Origin of the sequence: Nonomuraea composti, from assembly GCF_012034275.1 — a bacterium.
Taxonomy (GTDB): domain Bacteria; phylum Actinomycetota; class Actinomycetes; order Streptosporangiales; family Streptosporangiaceae; genus Nonomuraea; species Nonomuraea composti.
The window spans coordinates 31,277-48,829 of sequence record NZ_JAATEP010000063.1; the positions used below are offsets into that span (position 1 = coordinate 31,277).

Sequence of the window (17,553 nt, forward strand, 5' to 3'; positions counted from 1 at the left end):
GTGCCCCATCTCGGCATCCGAACTCGCTATCCCAAACCCTGAGCCTGGCCGCCGAAATTCCCGATCCCGGCGACGACTTTCCGCCAGGAGGAGCGAGTGCCCGCGAGCCGATAGGGTTTGCCCATGGAGCGTGACGGGGTCGAACGCCTGCTCACCGAGGCCGGGGCCGACAGCAGGCGGCTCAGGCACGCCCTCGGCCTCCTGTGCGACGGCCAGTGGTGGTCCCTGCCCGACGTGGTCAGGGATACGGCCACGTCGCGGCGCACCATCGAGGCCCTGCTGCGCGAGCTGGTGCTGGAGCACGACGGCGACCGCTTCCGCGTGCCGCTCACCGACACCCCCGCCTACCAGCACCTCATCGCCGTCGCCCCGCCCCCCGAAGACCCGGTCGCCCACCTCCTGCCCCACTACCGCCCCGCCCTCGACCGGCTCACCACCCTCATCGCCAAGGCGCCGCGCGCCCGCCACGTCCTCGACCACGTCTCCGCCACCCCCGACACCGTGCTGCGCCGCGCCCTCCTGCTCGGGGCCCGCTTCTGGCTGCCCGGCACGCGCCTGCTGTGCGTCGGCGACCACGACCTCACCTCCCTCGCCGTCAAGCTCGTCCACCCCGAGACCGACGTCACCGTCGTCGACGTCGACGAGCGCATCCTCGCCTACATCGACGAGCAGCGGCTCGGCGTCCGCACCCGCTGGGCCGACCTCCGCCTCGGCCTGCCCGCCTCCGCCAAGGACCACGACCTCGCCCTCACCGACCCGCCGTACACACCGGAAGGCATCGGCCTGTTCGTCGCCCGCGCCGTCGAGGGCCTGAAGGACGGAGGGCGGGTGCTGCTGGCGTACGGGGCCAGCGAACGCACGCCGCTGCTGGCGTTCAAGGTGCAGCAGGAGCTGTCGGACCTCAACCTCGCCTACGAGGCCATCTACCCCGACTTCAACCGATACTTCGGGGCAGAAGCCATCGGCTCCGCCGCCGACCTCTACCTCCTCCGCCCCACCACCAAGACCCGCCCGGCCGTCCAATCCCGCTTGAGCCGCCCGACCTCCACGGCCATCTACACACAGGGGCCGCAGGCGGTGGAAAGCACCTCGGGCACCCCCAAGGGCGGCCCCACCTCACCGGCGTCCCCGACCACACCACGCGCAGCGACCCCGGATCGGCGTGCAACGGCCGCTCGGGCGCACGAAGACGCTGGAAGCCCGCACGCCGAAGCCCCGGGTGCGCGGACAGCCGGTCCAAGCGGGCAGGCAGCCGAAGCGGACGCGCAGGCAGCCAACGCGAACGAACCGGCGGGTGTTGCGAACGCGCAGGCGGGCCGTCCCGATGCGCCGGCAGCGCGGGCGGCCACCTCCGCAGGGCGTGGGGGCGAATCGGACCCGCTGGCGGGGTTCGAGGCCGAGCTTCTGGTCGGTGAGTGGCCCAAGGCGCTGACCCAGCCCCGGGTCAAGCTCTCGACCTGGCTCGCCAAGCCGTACGCCGCCTCCCCCGCCCGCGTGGCCGTGGCCGTCCCCGCCGGTCTGGAGGCCGCGCTCCCCCGCCTCCTGCTGGCCTCCCGTGCCACCCACCTCCGCGTCGTCGGCCCGGGCCTCACCCCGCGCCTGCCCGCGGCGCTGTCGTCCGTCTACACGCTCACGGAGGCCCGCGAGGGCGTCCTGAACGTCGTGCGCCTGCCTCAGCCCGAGGGCGAGGTGGACACGATCCTGCGCAGGATCCTGGACAACGGCCACGGCAAGCTCGCCAACACGTGGCGCGAGGCCCTCATCGCGCTGGCCAGAGCCCAGGGCACGACGCTCACCAAGAACGAGGCCCGCACCCTGATCCGCGAAGCCGCCGACTGGTCCGACGATCTCACCCCCCTGGAGGCCCCCCTCCACCGCCTGACCGCCCTCAGAGACGCGATCACCACCACGGTCAGAGCCCTCACCGGTACGGCTTCCTGATCCAGCCATCCCACCGCCAGCCCTCTCCACCCGGCCCAGCCAGCCTTATCCTCATAGAGCCGCCACACCCACGCGCTGACCAGACCCCACCCCAGGACCCACCGCATCCTTGCGCCTGACAGGGGCCGCACTGCTACGGGGCCCGTGCGCGATCGTCCATGGAGCGCCACACCAGAACCGCGGCTCGGACTCGTGGCCGTCTTCACACGACCACCTACGCACCGGCGCGTTCACATCGCCCGCACCAGCGACAACGCACGCGCCCCTCTCAGTGCCCCGGAGCGGGGTGGGGTCAGGTGGCGGCGACGATGCGGCCCTGGACCACGCGGCCCAGGCCGTCGAGGGCGACGAGGGCCGTGACCTGGTCTTGCACAGAGGTCATGGCCTGGTCCTCGGCGGGGGCGGTGGCGCCGACCCAGCTCACCGTGACGTAATGCCCCATGGCGCGCGCCTGGGCGCGGCTGCCGGCCGCCTCGAACGCGACGTCCTGCCGGACGAACCCGTCCTTGCGCAGCGCCGCCACCAGCGCGTCGGCCGCACGCCCGTCGGCCAGGTTGAAGATGACGAACTGCCCCGCCATGGACCCGCCCTGGTAGGTGGCCTGGAGCGCCTGCGTGCAGCCCGTGGTCGTGACGCCCCAGAGCGCCTCGTCGCAGTCGGTGTACTGGCGGGTCGCCGTCAGGCTCAGCTTGCCGAGGGTCTTGGTGGCCGGGGTGAAGACCTCCTGGAGGGTGAGCGGGGAGGCGTCGTTCTGGCGGGTGTCGATGGCGGCGTAGAAGGCGGAGGTGGGCTCGGCGTGGAACGTGGCGGGGCGGGGCTGCTCACGCCCCAGCCACAACCACCCGCCCACGCCGACGGCCGCCGCGACGATGATGACGGCGGCGATGACGAGGAGGCGACGCCTCGGACGCCCGTCCCGCTCCTCATCCCACGCGTCGGACGATGTGCGTTGTGCCGGGGTGCGTTGTGCGCGGGTGCGGTCGTCGGCCGATGTGCGCCGCGCCGAGCCAGGATCGCCGACCGGCGTGTGCCGCCCCGAGGCAGCTCCGCCGGCCAGCATTTGCAGTTCCGGGGCGAGGTCGGTGATCGGTGTATGCCGTTCCAGGGTGGAATCGTCGACCGGCGTGTGCCGTGGCGACGCGGGGTCGCCGGTCGGCGTGTGGCGTGCCTGGGCGGGATCGCCGGAAGAGGTCGATCCCGTGCCGGGCCGGGCCGGAGCAGGGCCTCCAGGCGGCGTGTGCCGTGTCGGGGTGGGGTCGTCGGAGGGGATTGGTCCGGGGCTGGGGTGTGCCATCGTCAGCCTGCCGATCCTGTGATCGCGACGACGCGGCGGTAGACGGCCTTTTCCGCCCCTCGCAAAGCCAGTGTGAGGGAGACGAAGTCGTCCTTCGTGGTGGGTTCGGCGCCGTCCAGCTTGCCGATCCACACCAGCCCGACGTAGTGGCCCAGTGCGTAGCCGCCTGCCTCCGAGTAGCCGCCGCCGGGGAAGGACGCCTTGGTGGAGGTCAGGGGACGTGCCCAGCCACCACGGTAAAGGGTCTTCAACGACTCGACCAGTTCGGCGGCCGACTTGCCGTCCTTGAGGTTGAGTAGCGTGTACTGGCCGACGTACCGGCCGTCGGAGCTGGCGTAAAGCCCCCGGGCTGCCTGGGTGCATGCGGCGTCCGAGACCCGTTCGAGGAGGGTGCCACCCCACAGCGCGGCCGAGCAGTCGGCGTCGAGCTGCTTGGCGACGAGCTTGAGCTTGAGCTTCTTGGAGACGGCCAGCTCGCTCTGGCTGAACACCTCCTTCTCGGTCAGCGCCTTCGCGTCCTTGGTCCGCTCCGCCAGCGGGTCGAACAGCTTGGGCGAGCCCCACCCGTGGAACACCTGCGGCACGGCCGCGTCGGGGCCGAGCACGGCGGCGCTGGGCTGTCTCTCGGGTGCGTACGTGCCCAGGTTCGTGATGGCCACCACCAGGCCGGTGCCGCCGGCCAGCACGGCCACGACCGTGGCGATGATGACCATCAGCCGCTGCTGCTGCGGGCGGAATCCCCAGTCGGTGAGCAGGGGGAGCTGCCAGTCCGAGCGAGGGGTACGACGCCGCTTCCGCGACGACGCCCCCGCCGCCGAGGACGACGCCTCGTCGCCTCTACCGGATCCCTCGCCTCTACCGGATCCGTCGCTTCTACCGGATCCCTCGGCTCTACCGGGCCCGTCGCCTCTGCCGGATCCGTCGCCTCTTTCCGCTTCCTCGCCCCTCGCGCCTCCGTCGGCCCTTCGGGAGCCCCTGCCTCTTCCACGCCCATCGGTCGCGAAGCCCTCGGCGGCTGCGTCTTCCGGGGCATTCCGCTTGGGCCGGATGTGCGGGAGGTCTCTGGGCGGCCAGGTTCCGTCGGCCTCTCCCGCCAGCCATTCCTCGCCACCGTCGTCATGAACGGCAGCGCTGCCACCGCTCTCAGCATGAGCAGCGCCCCGGCCCCGGCCGTCCGCACGAGCGCGCGAACGCCGGCCGCTGTCGGCGTCGGCCGCGGACCGGCCGCTGCTGTCCGTCCCCGCGGCCGACGGCCAGCCGGTGCTGTCCGTCCCCACAGCCGACCGCCAGCCGGTGCTGTCCGTGCCCGCGCCCGGCCAGCCGCCGTCCGTGCCTGCCGCCTGGCGGTCGTCGCTGACCGGCTCCGCAGCGCGCGTGCCACGCGAACGGGCTCTGCGGCCACCGCGAGTCCCCGCCGAGCGCCTGCCACCCTCCGGCTCGCCTCCAGACCGCCCACCGCCGTGTGCGCCACCCGCAGCCGAACCTCCGCCGTGCGCGCCGCCCGCGACCGAACCTCCGCCGTGCGCGCCGCCCACTGGCCAGCCGCCGTGGTCGGTGCCGCCCACGGGCTGGCTGCTCCCGGCCACAGGCCAGCCGCCGTGGTCAGTGCCGCCTGCTGCTTGGCCTCCGCCGTGGTGCCCGGAGACAGGCCAGCCACCGGCGTCGGTGCCGCTTGCCGCCCGGCTGCCCCCGGCGTGAGCCCCGGGCCAGCCGCCGGCGTCGGTGCCGGTAGAGCGCCAGCCGTGCCCATCGGTGCCCGCCGATCGACCATCACCCGCCGGCCAGCCGGGCTCCCCAGCCGAAGCCTGCCGGCCTCCCCCGGCGGGCCAGCCGGCGCCGTCGGTGCCGCCCGCGTGCCGATGGCCGCGCTCGCCGGTCGGCCAGGCATCGGTGCCGGACGCATGCGAGCCGCCGGACGCATGCGAGCTGCCGGACGCGTGCGAGCCACGCGAGCCGCCGCTGCCCGCCCCGGGAAAGCCCGCGCCGTCAGGCCCTGGCGCGGGGAAGCCGCCGTCAGGCCCAGCCCCGAAGAAGCCGCCGCCGTCAGGCGCCGACGGGTGCAGGTCGCCCGGCGGGGTGGAGTGGGTGCCGCGGGTGCGGCCGGGACGGTCGCCGCTCGACCGCCCGCCGGAGCCCGACGGGCCTCTTCGACGTGCCATCACAGCCCCGCCGCGCCGATGAGGTTGCCGACGCCGAACGTGACGCCCGCCGCCACGGCCCCCACCAGGAGCTGGCGTAGCCCTGAGTACCACCAGGTGCGGGCGGTCACGGCGGAGACCAGCGCCCCGGCCGCGAACAGCGCCACGCACGAGACGGCCGCCGGGACGCCCAGCCCCTGGGCCCCGAACAGGTACGGCAGCAGCGGCAGCACCGCCCCCACCGCGAACGACAGGAACGACGAGACCGCGGCCACCATCGGCGACGGCAGCTCCCCCGGCACGACGCCCAGCTCGTTGCGTGAGTGGACCTCCAGGGCCCGCTCCGGGTGGGCGGAGATCTGGCGGGCCACCTCGGCGGCCAGGTCGGGGGTCACGCCCTTGTCGACGAAGGTCTGGGCCAGCTCCGCCTGCTCGTCGTCGGGGTGGCGGGCCAGCTCGCGGCGTTCGACGGCGATCTCGGCCTGGGCCAGCTCGCGCTGGCTGGCCACGGAGACGTATTCGCCGCCCGCCATGGACAGCGCCCCGGCGGCGAGGCCGGCGACGCCGCCGAGCGCGATCACCCTGGTGTTGGTGGTGCCGCCCGCGACACCGGCGATGAGCGCGAAGTTCGACACCAGGCCGTCCATCGCGCCGAACACCGAGGGCCGCAACCAGCCTCCGGTGACGTCGCGATGTTCGTGGTGGATCTCCGCGCGACCGCTCATCGCGAGTTCTTCTCCTTCGTCACGGGCTCGGCGTCAGGCTCGGCGCCGGGCTCCTCGGCCCGCTCACCGTCGTCATCGCGAGCCTCACCGCCGGTGTCGCCGGTGTCATCCCCGGCGGGCGCGGCGGGCGTGTCGTCCGTGGCCCCCGCCTTCGTCTCCGCCGCAGTCTCCGCCCTGGTATCCGCCGCAGTATCCGCCGTAGTCCGCGCCTCAGTATCCGCCTCGGTATCCGCCTCGGTCTCCGTCTTCGTGTCCGTGCCGGAGCCCGCCGGATCGGCCCCAGGCTCCCCGGTCTCCCCGGGCTCCTCGGCCGCCCCCTTCTCGGAGGTGGCGGAGGGCTCGTCCGGGCCGGGGTCGGCCTGGCCGGTGGAGTGGGCGGGGTCGGGGTCGGCGGACGGCGGGACGACGATCTCCTCGCCCGTCTTGTTCCTGGTGGCCCAGAAGTACACCAGCGCGCCCACGAACAGCACGATGGACGTCCATTGGTTGAGGCGCAGCCCGAGGAGCGTCACCGCGTGGTCCACGCCGCCGACCGGGTCGATGCGCAGCCCCTCGATCCAGAAGCGGCCCAGCGTGTAACCGGCGACGTAGAGGGCGAACAGCCGCCCGTGGTGCAGCGCGAGGCGGCGGCCCAGGAAGATGAGCACGAAGCCGAGCGCGACGTCCCACAGCGACTCGTACAGGAACGTCGGGTGGTAGAGGACGCCGGGCTCGCCGCCGTGGTCGACGTCGATCTCCAGGCCCCACGGCAGCGTGGTCGGCGAGCCGTACAGCTCCTGGTTGAACCAGTTGCCCCAGCGGCCGATGGCCTGCGCGAAGGCGATGCCGGGGGCGATCGTGTCGGCGAGCGCCGTCATGGACAGGCCGCGCCTGCGCGCGGCCCACCAGACGCCGACGCCGCCGAGCGCGATCGCGCCCCAGATGCCGAGGCCGCCCTCCCAGATGAACAGGGCCTGGATCGGCTCCTTGATCGCGCGGCTGCCGAAGTAGGTCTGCCAGTCGGTGATGACGTGGTAGAGGCGGCCGCCGATCAGGCCGAAGATTACCGCGGGGACCGCGATGTCGATGATCGTCCCCCGCTGGCCGCCGCGTGCGCGCCAGCGGCGCTCGCTCAGCCAGACGGCGACGATGACGCCGAGCACGATGCATAGCGCATAAGCCCGGATCGGGATGATTCCGAGATACCAGACCCCTTGGGAAGGGCTGGGAATCGAGGCAAGGGGCATGTCAGGTGAGGGTAGCGGAAGCGAGCCTACTTAGCCGCCCCGGTAATCTCATCACGCAGTTGCGACGGACTGAACAGTACCTGATTGTCTATTTCTGTGCCGTTCAATTTCACTGTCGGCGTGTGATCGAGCTTCTGTTCGTCGCTGATCTTCTTGCTGTACGCGAGGTGCGCCTCGGCGTTCTTGTTGGAGATCACGCACTGGTCGAAGTCGGGCGAGCTGACCCCGGCGTCCTTGCCCCACTGCTTGAGCTGGTCGACCTTGAACCCCTCCTCGGTCTCGGAGGGCTGGTTCTTGAAGAGCAGGTCGTGGAAGGCGAGCCACTGCTTGCCGTCGGCGACGCAGCGGGCGGCATTGCCGGCGCGGACGGAGTTGGACTTGGTGGGCTCCTGGGAGAAGATCGTGATCGGGTGGTAGACGACCTTGGCCTTGCCCTCGGCGGCGAGGTTCTTGAAGGTCTGGCCGCTGACGCGCTCCAGCTCCTTGCAGGCCGGGCACTGGAAGTCCTCGTAGATGTCGACCACGGGCGCGGTGACGCCGCTCTGGGCCATCACGGCGGTGCCGTCGGGCTGCACGGTGACGGGGGCGAGGGCGCCGGTGGCCTCCTCGGAGCGGGAGATGCTGGCGGCGTACCACCAGCCGAGCCCGACCGCGGCCACCGCGACGGCGCCCGCGGTCACGTACGTCACGGTCTTGCGGCGCTTGTCACGCGCGCGCTGAGCGGCCTGCTGCGCCTTGATCTTGTCGCGCGCCGACTGCGACTTCGTCTTCGTCCGCTCGCCCTTGCTCATCAGTGGTCCCCCTCGTCATCGTCATGAGTGTCGCCCCCGAGACCGAGGGCTCCGTCGAGCGCGAAGCGGCCCGGCGGGAAGCGCACGGCCCACGCGCCGAGCAGCACGAGGCCGAAGTCGCGCAGGATGTCGAGCAGGTAGGCCGGCTCCTGCCCGACCCCGAGCTGGCCGCCGCCGCCGAAGCAGCCGCAGTCGATCCGCAGGCCGTTCGCCCAGGCCCAGCCGATGCCGAACACGAACGCGAACATGAGCAGCGCGGCGATCACCGCGGCCACTCTGGTCAGCAGACCGACGACCAGCAGCACGCCGACCACGATCTCCACGATCGGCAGGGCGTAGCCCACCGCGACGGCGATCGATTCGGGCAGCAACTGGTAGGCCTTGACCGCCACGACGGAGTCGGCCGGATTACCGATCTTGAGCGCACCCGCCGCGATCAGCACGCCGCCCAGAACCAGCCGGGCGACGGTCGTCACCCAGGGTATCGCCGATCTCGCCCAAGGTAGCGGTAGTGACGCGGCCACAAGTGTTCTCCTCTGTCTCTGCGCCGGAATGCGCACAGTACCCGGCTTCCATCGCATCACGTCGCGGATAAGCGTCAGCTAAGCGAGTTTTCCGCGATTGAGCTGGGAGGGTTGCCGCATTTACTCGACTGAGTAAAAAATTACTCATGCCAGTAAAACAGGGCGAGTCGGTCACCAGCTCCGCCAGGCGGTCGCAGATCGTCGCCGCGACGATCGAGACCATCGCCGAGCTCGGCTACCACCACACCTCCTTTGCCCGGATCGCCGAGCGCGCCGGGCTCAGCAGCACCCGGCTGATCTCGTACCACTTCGACGGCAAGGACGAGCTGATCGGCCAGACCATCGCCACGATCTACGGTGATCTGAGCAGGTTCATGCACGAGCGCGTCAGCGCGCGCCCGACCGCCTCCGCCGCGCTGGAGACGTACATCCGCTCGCTGGTGGAGTACCTCGGCGGGCACCGCACCGAGATGCGGGCGGCCACGGAGATCTTCCTCAACTTCCGCCCGGAGGGCGGCACGGCGGCGCGGGACGCGGCCACCGACCTGTCGTCGCTGTCCCACCTGGAGCGCCTGCTGGCGTGGGGGCAGGAGAGCGGCGAGTTCGGGCCGTTCAGCACGCGCGTGATGGCGATGACGATCCAGCGCTCGCTGGACGGGCTGCCGTTCCTGCTGGAGGCCGATCCGGAGGCCGACCTGGCCGAGTACGCCGACGAGCTGGCGGCCCTGTTCGCCCGGGCGACCCGCGCATGAGCACGCGGCTGCGAGGGCTGCTGACACTGGCCGTGGACGTCGGCCTGACCGTGGTGCTCTACTACGTCCTGCGCGCGAGCGGCGTCGAGCCGCACCTGGCGTTCGTGATCAGCTCGTTCGTCCCCGGCGTGAGCGTGGTCTCCGACCTCGTCCGCCGCCGCAGGCCGGACCGCCTGGGCCTCTACATGACGGTCATGATGCTGGCCAGCGCCGCCGTGTCCGTCCTCGTCCACGACCCGCGGCTGCTGCTGGCCAAGGACGGCTGGTTCACGGGGGTGGCCGGCCTGTGGTTCCTCATCAGCGCGCGCGGCGAGCGGCCGCTGGCGTTCGTGTTCACCCGGTTCATCCTGGAGGGCCGGATCGGCCCCAACCGCGAGTCGTGGGACGTGCTGTGGGCGCGGCTGCCCGCCTTCCGGCGCATCTGGCGGGTGGCGAGCGTCATCTGGGGCGCCGGCCTGCTCGCGGACGCCGTGGTGCGGATCGTCATCGCCTACGCCCTGCCGATGGACGCGGTGCCGGGCGTCAACACCGCCCAGTACGTCGTCTTCCTCCTGCTCATGCAGGTCGCCATGAACGTCTACCTGGTGCCCAGCGGGGTCTACAACCGCTGGTCCCCGCTGTACGCGGAGCTCAGGAGCAGCTGAACCGGGCCTCCCCCCAGTCGGCGTGGTCGTTGCCGATGCCGTCGCCCCCGTCGCCCACCACCAGGTCCGCGTACCGGGCGCCGGTGAGGCCGGCGCTCAGCTCGTACGCCGCGTCGGCGGCCCGCAGCACGGGGCTGCGCGCCTTCTCCACCCCATCGGCCGTCACGCTGAACTGCACCGACCCGCGCGTGGCCTGCACGTCGTCAACGCCGACGAAGGCCGTGAACGACGTACACCGCCCTCCGAGGTAGAAACGCACTTTGGCGGGCGCGTGCGTGCCGAGCCCCTTTGCGAACGTCCGCCCGCCGATCACGATCGGCCCGCCGTCGCCCGCGCCGGTGTCACCGTTGGACCGGTCGCGCTCCACCGGCCCCCAGCCGTTGTCCGCGCTCACCCACTCCAGGTCGCTCGCGTAGGCGTCGCCGGTGGACGGCGACGGCAGCGTGCGCACGGAGGCGGTGGCGGTCAGCGTCCTGGGGGCCCCGCCCACCGTGTACGTGGCGGTGGCGGCCAGCTCGTACGTGCCGTACGCCGCGCCGGCGGGCGCCGTGACCCGCCACGTCGTGGCGAGCCTCCCGCCGGGCCGCACCGTCCCCGTGCCGTCGCCCTCGGCCGTCCACCCCTCGGGCACGGTCAGCCGCACCGCCACGTCCTGGAGCGCGACGTCCTCAAGGTTGGTGAACGTGGTCGTGACCTCGCCCGCGACCCCCTGCTCCAGCACCGCCGGGGGCGTCACCTCCAGCGTGCCGCACGCCTGCGCGTCCGGCGCGGGCCCGAGGTCGGTGACGGCGAAGTCGTCGAGGACGAAGTCCGCCCCGGCCAGCTCGGGCCGCAGCGAGCGCAGCCCCACCCACACGTCGCCGCACCCGGCCACCACCCGCTCCGTGAACCGGGCGGTCGTCCGCTGAGCGGGGATCGGCGTGCGGCGCGTCTCCACGGCGGCGCCGCCCTTGTCGTAGCCGGTGACCCACTGGTAGGTGCCGTCCAGCGCGTTCTGGTAGGCGAAGGAGACCTCGTAGGCGTGCCCGGGCTCGAACGGCACGGTCTGCGGCACCGTACGGTAGATCAGGCCCTGCCGCTCCTCGTGCGCCTTCAGCGACCAGTCGCCGTGCAGCACGTCGTCGACCGTCTTGCCGTTCCAGCCGGCCTGCGTGTACGGCTCGTGCCGCTCGGACAGGTGGGTGCGCGCGTCGAACGACCCGCCCGCGTCCCCCTTCACGAACGGCCCCCATCCGGGCTCCACCGACTCGAACGTCTCCACGTCACCGGCGGGCTCGCGCTCGAACACGCGGACGTCGTCCACCCGCACGTCCCCTTCGGCGGGCGCGGCGGTGATGCGCAGCACGGCGGACGGGGACGACGCCCTGAACGTCACCTTCACCCGCTGGAAATAGGTGTCGTGCTTCTCGTCGGAGGCGATGTAGTTCTTGGCCGTGGAGCGCAGCACGGTCACGGCCGCGCCGCCCGCCGCCAGCGTGGTCGCGCGGGTCCTGCCCGGCTCCACCTCGACGAACGCCGACGCCGTGTACGTCCGTCCCGGCCGCAGCCCGTTCAGCGGCTGCTCAAGGCGCGCCTGCGCGCCCGCGCCCAGCAGGGCGACCCGGCGGCCCAGCGCGTCGCGCTCCACGCGCACAGGCCCGCTGACGCTCCAGCCGCGGAGGCGGTCGTCGTTGAACCCGGGGTCGCGCACGCCGCTCCCCTGCCCCCACCCGGGATCGGCCTGCCTCGGCGCTCTGCCGGGATAGAGCACGTACGGCACGCCCGCCTTCGCCTTCAGCGTGATCCGCCCGCCGGACGGGGTGACGGTGCCGGCGGGGACGCGGCCCTGGTCGGTGAGCTCGTACACGCTCATCGGCCGGTCGGCCTCCCAGGTGCTCTCACCGCCCGCCGGGTTGTAGTGGTAGTACTTGCCGTGCCACGGCAGCAGGTACGTGCCGCCGTCGAGCACCTTGCGCCCGCCGGCGAACAGCTCGCGCCTGCCGTCGCGGTAGGTGCCGCGCACGCCGCCGGTGAACACGATCTCGTCGGCGTTCCAGTCCATGATCCGCTGCTGCTGGAGGAACTTGGCCGGCAGGTTGTTCTCCCAGACGTTGCGCAGGAAGGCCGTGAAGTCGTTCTCCGCCGTCCAGCCCTCGAACTCGACGATGCGGGCGTTGCCCAGGATGGGGTGGGCGTTCCAGACGTCCTTCTCGTGGTTGCGCGCGAACCGGATGATCTGCGAGTTCAGGCCCTTGTTGGTGGCACCGCCGTAGCCGAGGTCGTTGGCCCAGTGCGACCACAGCGACGAGCGTTCCAGCTTGTCCGACCACTCGGTGGCCACCTGCCAGCCCTGCGCGCGCAGCTCGGCCTGCGTGCGGTCGGCGACCCAGCCGAACGGCCGGAACACGTCCACGTACAGCAGCGCGAGGTTCGGGTCCGTCTCCGCGCGCAGCCGGGCCAGCCGTGCGGCCAGCGTGCCCCTGGTCAGGTCGCCGCGCTGGTCGATCAGGTACGCCTGGTCGAGCCAGTTCCAGCCCTTGGCGTCCTTGTTGGCCAGCCGCTCGTCGAAGCTCCTCGCCTCGGGGTAGGCCTCGGTGGCGTTGACGTGCGCGCCGAATGTGGCGTTCCACGCCCTGCCCGCCCTGAGCAGCGTGTTCAGGTCCTTGAGGCCACCCGCGCGGCGGTTGTGGTTGCCGCCGTAGTCGGGGTGCGCGGAATCGTGCCCCTCCGACTGGTAGCCCTTGAGCAGCGCGAGCTGCCCGAGCCCGTCGGTGGCCAGCGAGACCCGCTTGACGTCGTCCAGCGTGCGCAGGAACGGGTGCGTGGCCTGGCTGGAGAAGTTGAACGGGATGTGCGTGACCACCCGGTCCTTGGTCCGCTCCGAGCCGAGCGCTTTGACCGCGATGCCGCGGAACGCGATCGCGCCGTCCTGCCAGTCGAGCGTGCCGTCGCCGTTCGCGTCGGGGGTGACCACGACCTTCGCCCACGGGCGTTCCTCGGTGAACGGGGAGCCGCTCGCGCGGTGCGTCCACTGGCCGCTCCAGACGCCCACCCGGACCGTGCCGCCGGCGTCCTTCCTGGCCTGGTGCCACAGGCGGGCCGCGTCGCGGTCGGTGGGGCCGGACGGGCGGTCGTAGGTCGCGTTCGTCTCGACGGCGGCGGCCAGCCGGTCGGTGTGCACGATCGCGTACGTCGCCCCGACCGGCGCCGTCTCCGCCGGCGTGGCCGCGGTGACCTGGGCGAAGACGTCGGCGGTGCGGGTGGAGTCGGGGTCCAGCCGGGTGAACGCGGTGGCCGCGCCCGGCTGCGCGCTCGACACCGACACCAGGTCGTGGCCGGGCAGGTCGATGGTGCCGACCCTGAACGCCTCGGTGTCGGTCACCTCGTCGATCGCGAACGTCGTCACCCTGCCCCTGACCCCGACGCTGGCCCGCAGCGCGACCCCGTCACCGAGGTCGAGGCGGTAACGGGCGGTCGCGCCGTCGTTGCCGGTCAGCCGTACCTCGGCGGGCCTGGTCTGCCCGTTGATCACGACGGCGGGCACGGCCGCGCCGCCGCCGAGCGTGGCGCCGCTCGCCCGGTCGGTGTAGCGCAGGACGCGCGGGAAGGCGGGGTCCAGCTCGACGCGCAGGGCCGCCGACGCGATCACGATCGGCTCGGCCACCTCGGCGGGGGTGGGCGGCACGTTCTGCGCGGTGGGGCTCGGCGGCGGCGCGCCGGTCACCGGCGGCTCCGGCGACGGCAGCTCGTAGGTGGGCGCCTGCGAGGGCGTGGGCGAAGCGGAAGCGGGCGAGGCGGGCGCGGGCGCGGGCGAGGCGGGCGCCGGCACGGGCTCGGGCGGTGCTGCCAGGGCGGCCATGGCCGGGGCCGCGAGGGTGAGGGCTGCCGCGAGTAACAAGGGACGCATGACCCGTCCTTTCGGGACCGTCTGACTTAGACGGTAAAGCGCGGCCCCCGTTCAGGGAACCGCGCTTTCAGGTCACGACAGGGCTCAGCGCCGCACGCCCCTGGCCATGTCACGGGCCAGCACCCCGATGGACTCGCGCCCGGCCGCCTCGTCGGGCGCGTCGAGGATGCGGCGGATGAACGCCGACCCCACGATCACGCCGTCGGCGTAGGCCGCCACCTCGGCCGCCTGCGCGCCCGTGCCGACCCCGAGGCCCACGCAGACGGGCAGGTCGGTGTGCGCCTTGGTGCGCTGGACCAGGCCCTCGGCGGCGACGTTCACGGTCTCCCTGGCGCCGGTGACGCCCATGAGGGAGGCGGCGTAGACGAAGCCGGTGCAGCAGTCGACGACGGCCTTGATGCGCGGCTCGGTCGAGCTGGGCGCGACCAGGAACACCGTGTCGATGCCGGCCGCCGCGGACGCGGCCCGCCACGGCTCGGACTCCTCCGGCGTCAGGTCGGGCGTGATCGTGCCCACGCCGCCGGCGTTGGCCAGGTCACGCGCGAAGCGGTCGGCGCCGTACTTGTCGATCGGGTTCCAGTAGGTCATGACGAGCGTGGCGGCGCCGGTGGCGGCCACCCCCTCGACGGTGCGCAGCACGTCGGCGATGCGCGTGCCGTTGGTCAGCGAACGGTGCACCGCGTCTTGGATGGTCGGGCCGTCCATGAGCGGGTCGGAGTAGGGCAGGCCGATCTCGATGACGTCGCAGCCGGCCTCCACCAGGGCCGCGGCGGCGGCGACGTCGCCGCCCTTGGAGGGGAAGCCCGCGGGCAGGTAGCCGACGAGCGCGGCCCGGTTGTCCGCCTTCGCCTTGGCGAAAACCGTCTGAAGAGTCGTCATGTCTGTCCGTTTCGAAGGTCGAGTCCTCCCATGATGCCCTGCGGCGGGCCCGCCCCTGAATCCCCCGCGCCGGGGAGGACTCGCGCCCGGCGCGGGCGAAGGGAGTCTTACAGGTTGAAGTACTTCATCGCGGTGCCCATGTCCTTGTCGCCGCGGCCGGAGAGGTTGACCAGGATGGTCGCCTCGGGGCCGAGCTCGCGGCCCAGCTCCAGCGCGCCCGCCAGGGCGTGGGAGGACTCGATGGCGGGGATGATGCCTTCGGTCCTGGCCAGCAGCGAGAACGCGGCCATCGCCTGGTCGTCGGTGACGCCGTGGTAGGTGGCGCGGCCGGAGTCCTTCAGCCAGGCGTGCTCGGGGCCGACGCCGGGGTAGTCGAGCCCGGCGGAGATCGAGTGCGACTCGATGGTCTGGCCCTCGTCGTCCTGGAGGACGTAGGTGCGCGAGCCGTGCAGCACGCCCACGGAGCCGGCGGTGAGGGTGAGCGCGTGCTCGCCGCTCTCCAGGCCGTGCCCGGCGGCCTCGTAGCCGTGCAGCTGGACGTCGCGGTCGCCGATGAAGGCGTGGAAGATGCCGATCGCGTTGCTGCCGCCGCCGACGGCGGCGCACACCGCGTCGGGCAGCTTCCCGGTCAGCTCCAGCATCTGGCGGCGCGCCTCGACGCCGATGATGCGCGCGAAGTCGCGCACGATCTCGGGGAACGGGTGCGGGCCGGCCACGGTGCCGAACAGGTAGTGGGTGGTGTCGACGTTGGTCACCCAGTCGCGGAACGCCTCGTTGATGGCGTCCTTCAGCGTGCGGGAGCCGTTGGAGACGGGCACGACGGTGGCGCCGAGCAGCTTCATCCTGGCGACGTTGAGTGCCTGGCGCTCGCAGTCGACGGCGCCCATGTAGATGACGCACTCGAGGCCGAGCAGGGCCGCGGCGGTGGCGGTGGCCACGCCGTGCTGGCCGGCGCCGGTCTCGGCGATGACGCGCTTCTTGCCGAGCCGCTTGGTGAGCAGCGCCTGGCCCAGCACGTTGTTGATCTTGTGGGCGCCGGTGTGGGTGAGGTCTTCGCGCTTGAGGATCACGCGGGCGCCGCCGGCCTGCTCGCTGAAGCGCGGCACGTCGGTCAGCGTGGTGGGCCGGCCCGCGTAGGTGCGCAGCAGGTGATCGAACTCGCGCAGGAACTCCGCGTCGTTCTTGGCCTTCTCGTAGGTGGCCGCCACCTCGTCGAGGGCCGGGATGAGCGCCTCCGGGACGTACCGGCCGCCGAAGATGCCGAACTTGCCGTGCACGTCGGGGTCGTCGCCGGCGCCGTTGCCGGCCAGGTCGGCGGCGGTCAGGATGCTGCCTTCGTTTGCCACTGCTATCCCTCTGCTGAGTGGTCGGGGCGCGTCGACGGATGAGCGCCGGCGGTCACCAACGCCTCCACTGCCTTGCGCGGGTCTTTGCCGGTGACCAGGCTCTCGCCCACCAGGACGGCGTCGGCGCCACCCCGGGCGTAGGCGAGCAGGTCATGCGGGCCGCGCACGCCCGACTCGGCAATCTTGATGACATTATCGGGGATCTTCGGCGCGATCTTCGCGAAGACGTCGCGGTCGACCTCGAGTGTCTTCAGATTGCGCGCGTTGACCCCGATGACCCGGGCGCCGGCGGCGACCGCCCGTTCCAGCTCCTCTTCGGTGTGCACCTCGACCAGCGGGGTGAGCCCGATGGACTCGGCCCGCTCGATGAGCGACACCAGGGCCTCCTGCTCCAGGCAGACGACCATGAGCAGGGCCAGGTCGGCGCCGTAGGCGCGGGCCTCCCAGAGCTGGTAGGAAGTGAGGATGAAGTCTTTGCGCAGGATCGGGATGTCGACCCTGGCGCGCACCGCGGCCAGGTCGTCGAGGCTGCCGCCGAACTTGCGCCGCTCGGTCAGCACGCTGATCACGTGGGCGCCGCCCGCCTCGTAGTCGGCCGCCAGCGCCGCGGGGTCGGCGATCGCGGCGAGCGCGCCCTTCGACGGGCTGGAGCGCTTGACCTCGGCGATCACCGAGATGCGGTCGCCTCCCAGCGCGGCCATCGCGTCGCGGGGCGCCTGGGCCCGCTCGGCTCGCTGCTTGAGCTCGTCGATGGACACGGCCTGCTGACGTGCGGCGAGGTCGGCGCGCACCCCGTCGAGGATGTCGTCGAGGACACTCGGCCCTTCCGTCCGCTCACTCACGCGCTTGAGGTCCCTCCGGTCGGCGTCTGGGGGTGGCGGAGAGTTCGCGTCGCGTCCGCTCTCTGCCTTGTCCTGCGATGGTATCGGCCCCTACGGGGTCACCTCACCACCGGTCCCCATGTGGGCGCCGCCTATGGGGCTAGGAACGCCCCGAATGGGAGATTACGGACGACCCAGTAGACCATCACGATCGCGAGGAACGCCCAGAGCCACGCCGGATGCGCCAGCGTCGTGCGTCTGGGCCGGCCCTGCACCGCGCGCACCACCCATCGGCCCCACCAGAACACCAGGAACGGGATCATGGCGACTGCGAGGGGATTGAGGCCGAGGGCGGCCACCGGGTCGAGGTGGGCCAGCGCGTGGATGGTGCGCAGCGTGCCGCAACCCGGGCAGTACAGGCCGGTGAGCCACAGGAACGGGCAGGTCGGGTAGTGACCCGGCTCGTTGGGATCGACCATCCCGACGACCGTGAACACCGCACCGGTGAGCGCGGCGACACCGAGCGGCGGCAGCAGGGCCTTCAGGCGTCGCTTCCCGGACTGCTCGGTCGCCGCGAATGTCATGT

At 72.4% G+C, this 17,553-nt stretch carries 14 protein-coding genes; 3 read left to right on the forward strand and 11 right to left on the reverse strand.

The window, feature by feature from the left end; genetic code table 11:
• Window positions 1-123: 123 nt before the first annotated feature.
• Window positions 124-1,941, forward strand: coding sequence for a bis-aminopropyl spermidine synthase family protein (locus tag HCN51_RS60680; protein WP_240974049.1), 1,818 nt, complete (start codon window positions 124-126; stop codon window positions 1,939-1,941).
• 292 nt (window positions 1,942-2,233) lie between these two features.
• Here HCN51_RS60680 and HCN51_RS49200 read toward each other — a convergent pair whose 3' ends face one another.
• From HCN51_RS49200 to HCN51_RS49225, 6 genes are all read right to left on the reverse strand, one after another.
• Window positions 2,234-3,001: a hypothetical protein gene (locus HCN51_RS49200; RefSeq protein WP_168019252.1), complete on the reverse strand. Its 768-nt coding sequence runs from the start codon at window positions 2,999-3,001 to the stop codon at window positions 2,234-2,236.
• Between the two features lie 236 nt (window positions 3,002-3,237).
• The gene (locus tag HCN51_RS49205; RefSeq protein ID WP_168019254.1) at window positions 3,238-3,948 is read right to left on the reverse strand and encodes a hypothetical protein; all 711 of its coding nucleotides are present in this window, start codon (window positions 3,946-3,948) and stop codon (window positions 3,238-3,240) included.
• A gap of 1,445 nt (window positions 3,949-5,393) precedes the next feature.
• Complete coding sequence (locus tag HCN51_RS49210; RefSeq protein WP_168019256.1) at window positions 5,394-6,098, reverse strand: VIT1/CCC1 transporter family protein; 705 nt, start codon at window positions 6,096-6,098, stop codon at window positions 5,394-5,396.
• Entirely contained in the window at window positions 6,095-7,324 is a 1,230-nt protein-coding gene (lgt, locus tag HCN51_RS49215) for a prolipoprotein diacylglyceryl transferase (RefSeq protein ID WP_168019258.1), read from the reverse strand. The genes HCN51_RS49210 and lgt overlap by 4 nt, the downstream gene beginning before the upstream one ends.
• A 26-nt stretch (window positions 7,325-7,350) precedes the next feature.
• The gene (locus HCN51_RS49220) at window positions 7,351-8,115 is read right to left on the reverse strand and encodes a DsbA family protein (protein ID WP_168019260.1); all 765 of its coding nucleotides are present in this window, start codon (window positions 8,113-8,115) and stop codon (window positions 7,351-7,353) included.
• Window positions 8,115-8,591, reverse strand: a complete 477-nt coding sequence (locus HCN51_RS49225; protein ID WP_080041009.1) for a MauE/DoxX family redox-associated membrane protein — start codon at window positions 8,589-8,591, stop codon at window positions 8,115-8,117. Before HCN51_RS49225 ends, HCN51_RS49220 begins: the two co-directional genes overlap by 1 nt.
• A 194-nt stretch (window positions 8,592-8,785) precedes the next feature.
• Between HCN51_RS49225 and HCN51_RS49230 the strand changes: the two genes are divergently transcribed.
• Both HCN51_RS49230 and HCN51_RS49235 read left to right on the forward strand, forming a co-directional pair.
• The gene (locus HCN51_RS49230; protein ID WP_168019264.1) at window positions 8,786-9,391 is read left to right on the forward strand and encodes a TetR/AcrR family transcriptional regulator; all 606 of its coding nucleotides are present in this window, start codon (window positions 8,786-8,788) and stop codon (window positions 9,389-9,391) included.
• A complete protein-coding gene (locus HCN51_RS49235; RefSeq protein ID WP_168019266.1) occupies window positions 9,388-10,035 on the forward strand; it encodes a VC0807 family protein in 648 nt (215 codons plus the stop codon). Before HCN51_RS49230 ends, HCN51_RS49235 begins: the two co-directional genes overlap by 4 nt.
• On the opposite strand, the gene HCN51_RS49240 is transcribed toward HCN51_RS49235, so the two are convergent.
• The 5 genes from HCN51_RS49240 to HCN51_RS49260 form a co-directional block, all read right to left on the reverse strand.
• Window positions 10,022-13,921 (reverse strand): endo-alpha-N-acetylgalactosaminidase family protein, encoded by a 3,900-nt coding sequence (locus HCN51_RS49240; RefSeq protein WP_206068798.1) that lies wholly within the window; start codon window positions 13,919-13,921, stop codon window positions 10,022-10,024. The genes HCN51_RS49235 and HCN51_RS49240 overlap by 14 nt on opposite strands.
• An 84-nt stretch (window positions 13,922-14,005) precedes the next feature.
• Window positions 14,006-14,800, reverse strand: a complete 795-nt coding sequence (gene trpA, locus HCN51_RS49245; protein WP_080041012.1) for a tryptophan synthase subunit alpha — start codon at window positions 14,798-14,800, stop codon at window positions 14,006-14,008.
• 107 nt (window positions 14,801-14,907) lie between these two features.
• Window positions 14,908-16,110 (reverse strand): tryptophan synthase subunit beta, encoded by a 1,203-nt coding sequence (gene trpB / locus HCN51_RS49250; RefSeq protein ID WP_206068802.1) that lies wholly within the window; start codon window positions 16,108-16,110, stop codon window positions 14,908-14,910.
• Window positions 16,111-16,148: 38 nt separating this feature from the next.
• Window positions 16,149-16,988 (reverse strand): indole-3-glycerol phosphate synthase TrpC, encoded by an 840-nt coding sequence (gene trpC / locus HCN51_RS49255; protein ID WP_080041013.1) that lies wholly within the window; start codon window positions 16,986-16,988, stop codon window positions 16,149-16,151.
• A gap of 131 nt (window positions 16,989-17,119) precedes the next feature.
• Window positions 17,120-17,551, reverse strand: a complete 432-nt coding sequence (locus tag HCN51_RS49260) for a DUF2752 domain-containing protein (RefSeq protein ID WP_168019268.1) — start codon at window positions 17,549-17,551, stop codon at window positions 17,120-17,122.
• Window positions 17,552-17,553 lie beyond the last annotated feature (2 nt).

Excerpts from the sequence above, each read along its gene's own strand:
- HCN51_RS60680 (WP_240974049.1), top strand. The coding sequence starts at position 124 with ATGGAGCGTGACGGGGTCGAACGCCTGCTCACCGAGGCCGGGGCCGAC.
- HCN51_RS49200 (WP_168019252.1), bottom strand. The coding sequence starts at position 3,001 with ATGCTGGCCGGCGGAGCTGCCTCGGGGCGGCACACGCCGGTCGGCGAT.
- HCN51_RS49205 (WP_168019254.1), bottom strand. The coding sequence starts at position 3,948 with ATGGTCATCATCGCCACGGTCGTGGCCGTGCTGGCCGGCGGCACCGGC.
- HCN51_RS49210 (WP_168019256.1), bottom strand. The coding sequence starts at position 6,098 with ATGAGCGGTCGCGCGGAGATCCACCACGAACATCGCGACGTCACCGGA.
- lgt (WP_168019258.1), bottom strand. The coding sequence starts at position 7,324 with ATGCCCCTTGCCTCGATTCCCAGCCCTTCCCAAGGGGTCTGGTATCTC.
- HCN51_RS49220 (WP_168019260.1), bottom strand. The coding sequence starts at position 8,115 with ATGAGCAAGGGCGAGCGGACGAAGACGAAGTCGCAGTCGGCGCGCGAC.
- HCN51_RS49230 (WP_168019264.1), top strand. The coding sequence starts at position 8,786 with ATGCCAGTAAAACAGGGCGAGTCGGTCACCAGCTCCGCCAGGCGGTCG.
- HCN51_RS49235 (WP_168019266.1), top strand. The coding sequence starts at position 9,388 with ATGAGCACGCGGCTGCGAGGGCTGCTGACACTGGCCGTGGACGTCGGC.
- HCN51_RS49240 (WP_206068798.1), bottom strand. The coding sequence starts at position 13,921 with ATGCGTCCCTTGTTACTCGCGGCAGCCCTCACCCTCGCGGCCCCGGCC.
- trpA (WP_080041012.1), bottom strand. The coding sequence starts at position 14,800 with ATGACGACTCTTCAGACGGTTTTCGCCAAGGCGAAGGCGGACAACCGG.
- HCN51_RS49260 (WP_168019268.1), bottom strand. The coding sequence starts at position 17,551 with ATGACATTCGCGGCGACCGAGCAGTCCGGGAAGCGACGCCTGAAGGCC.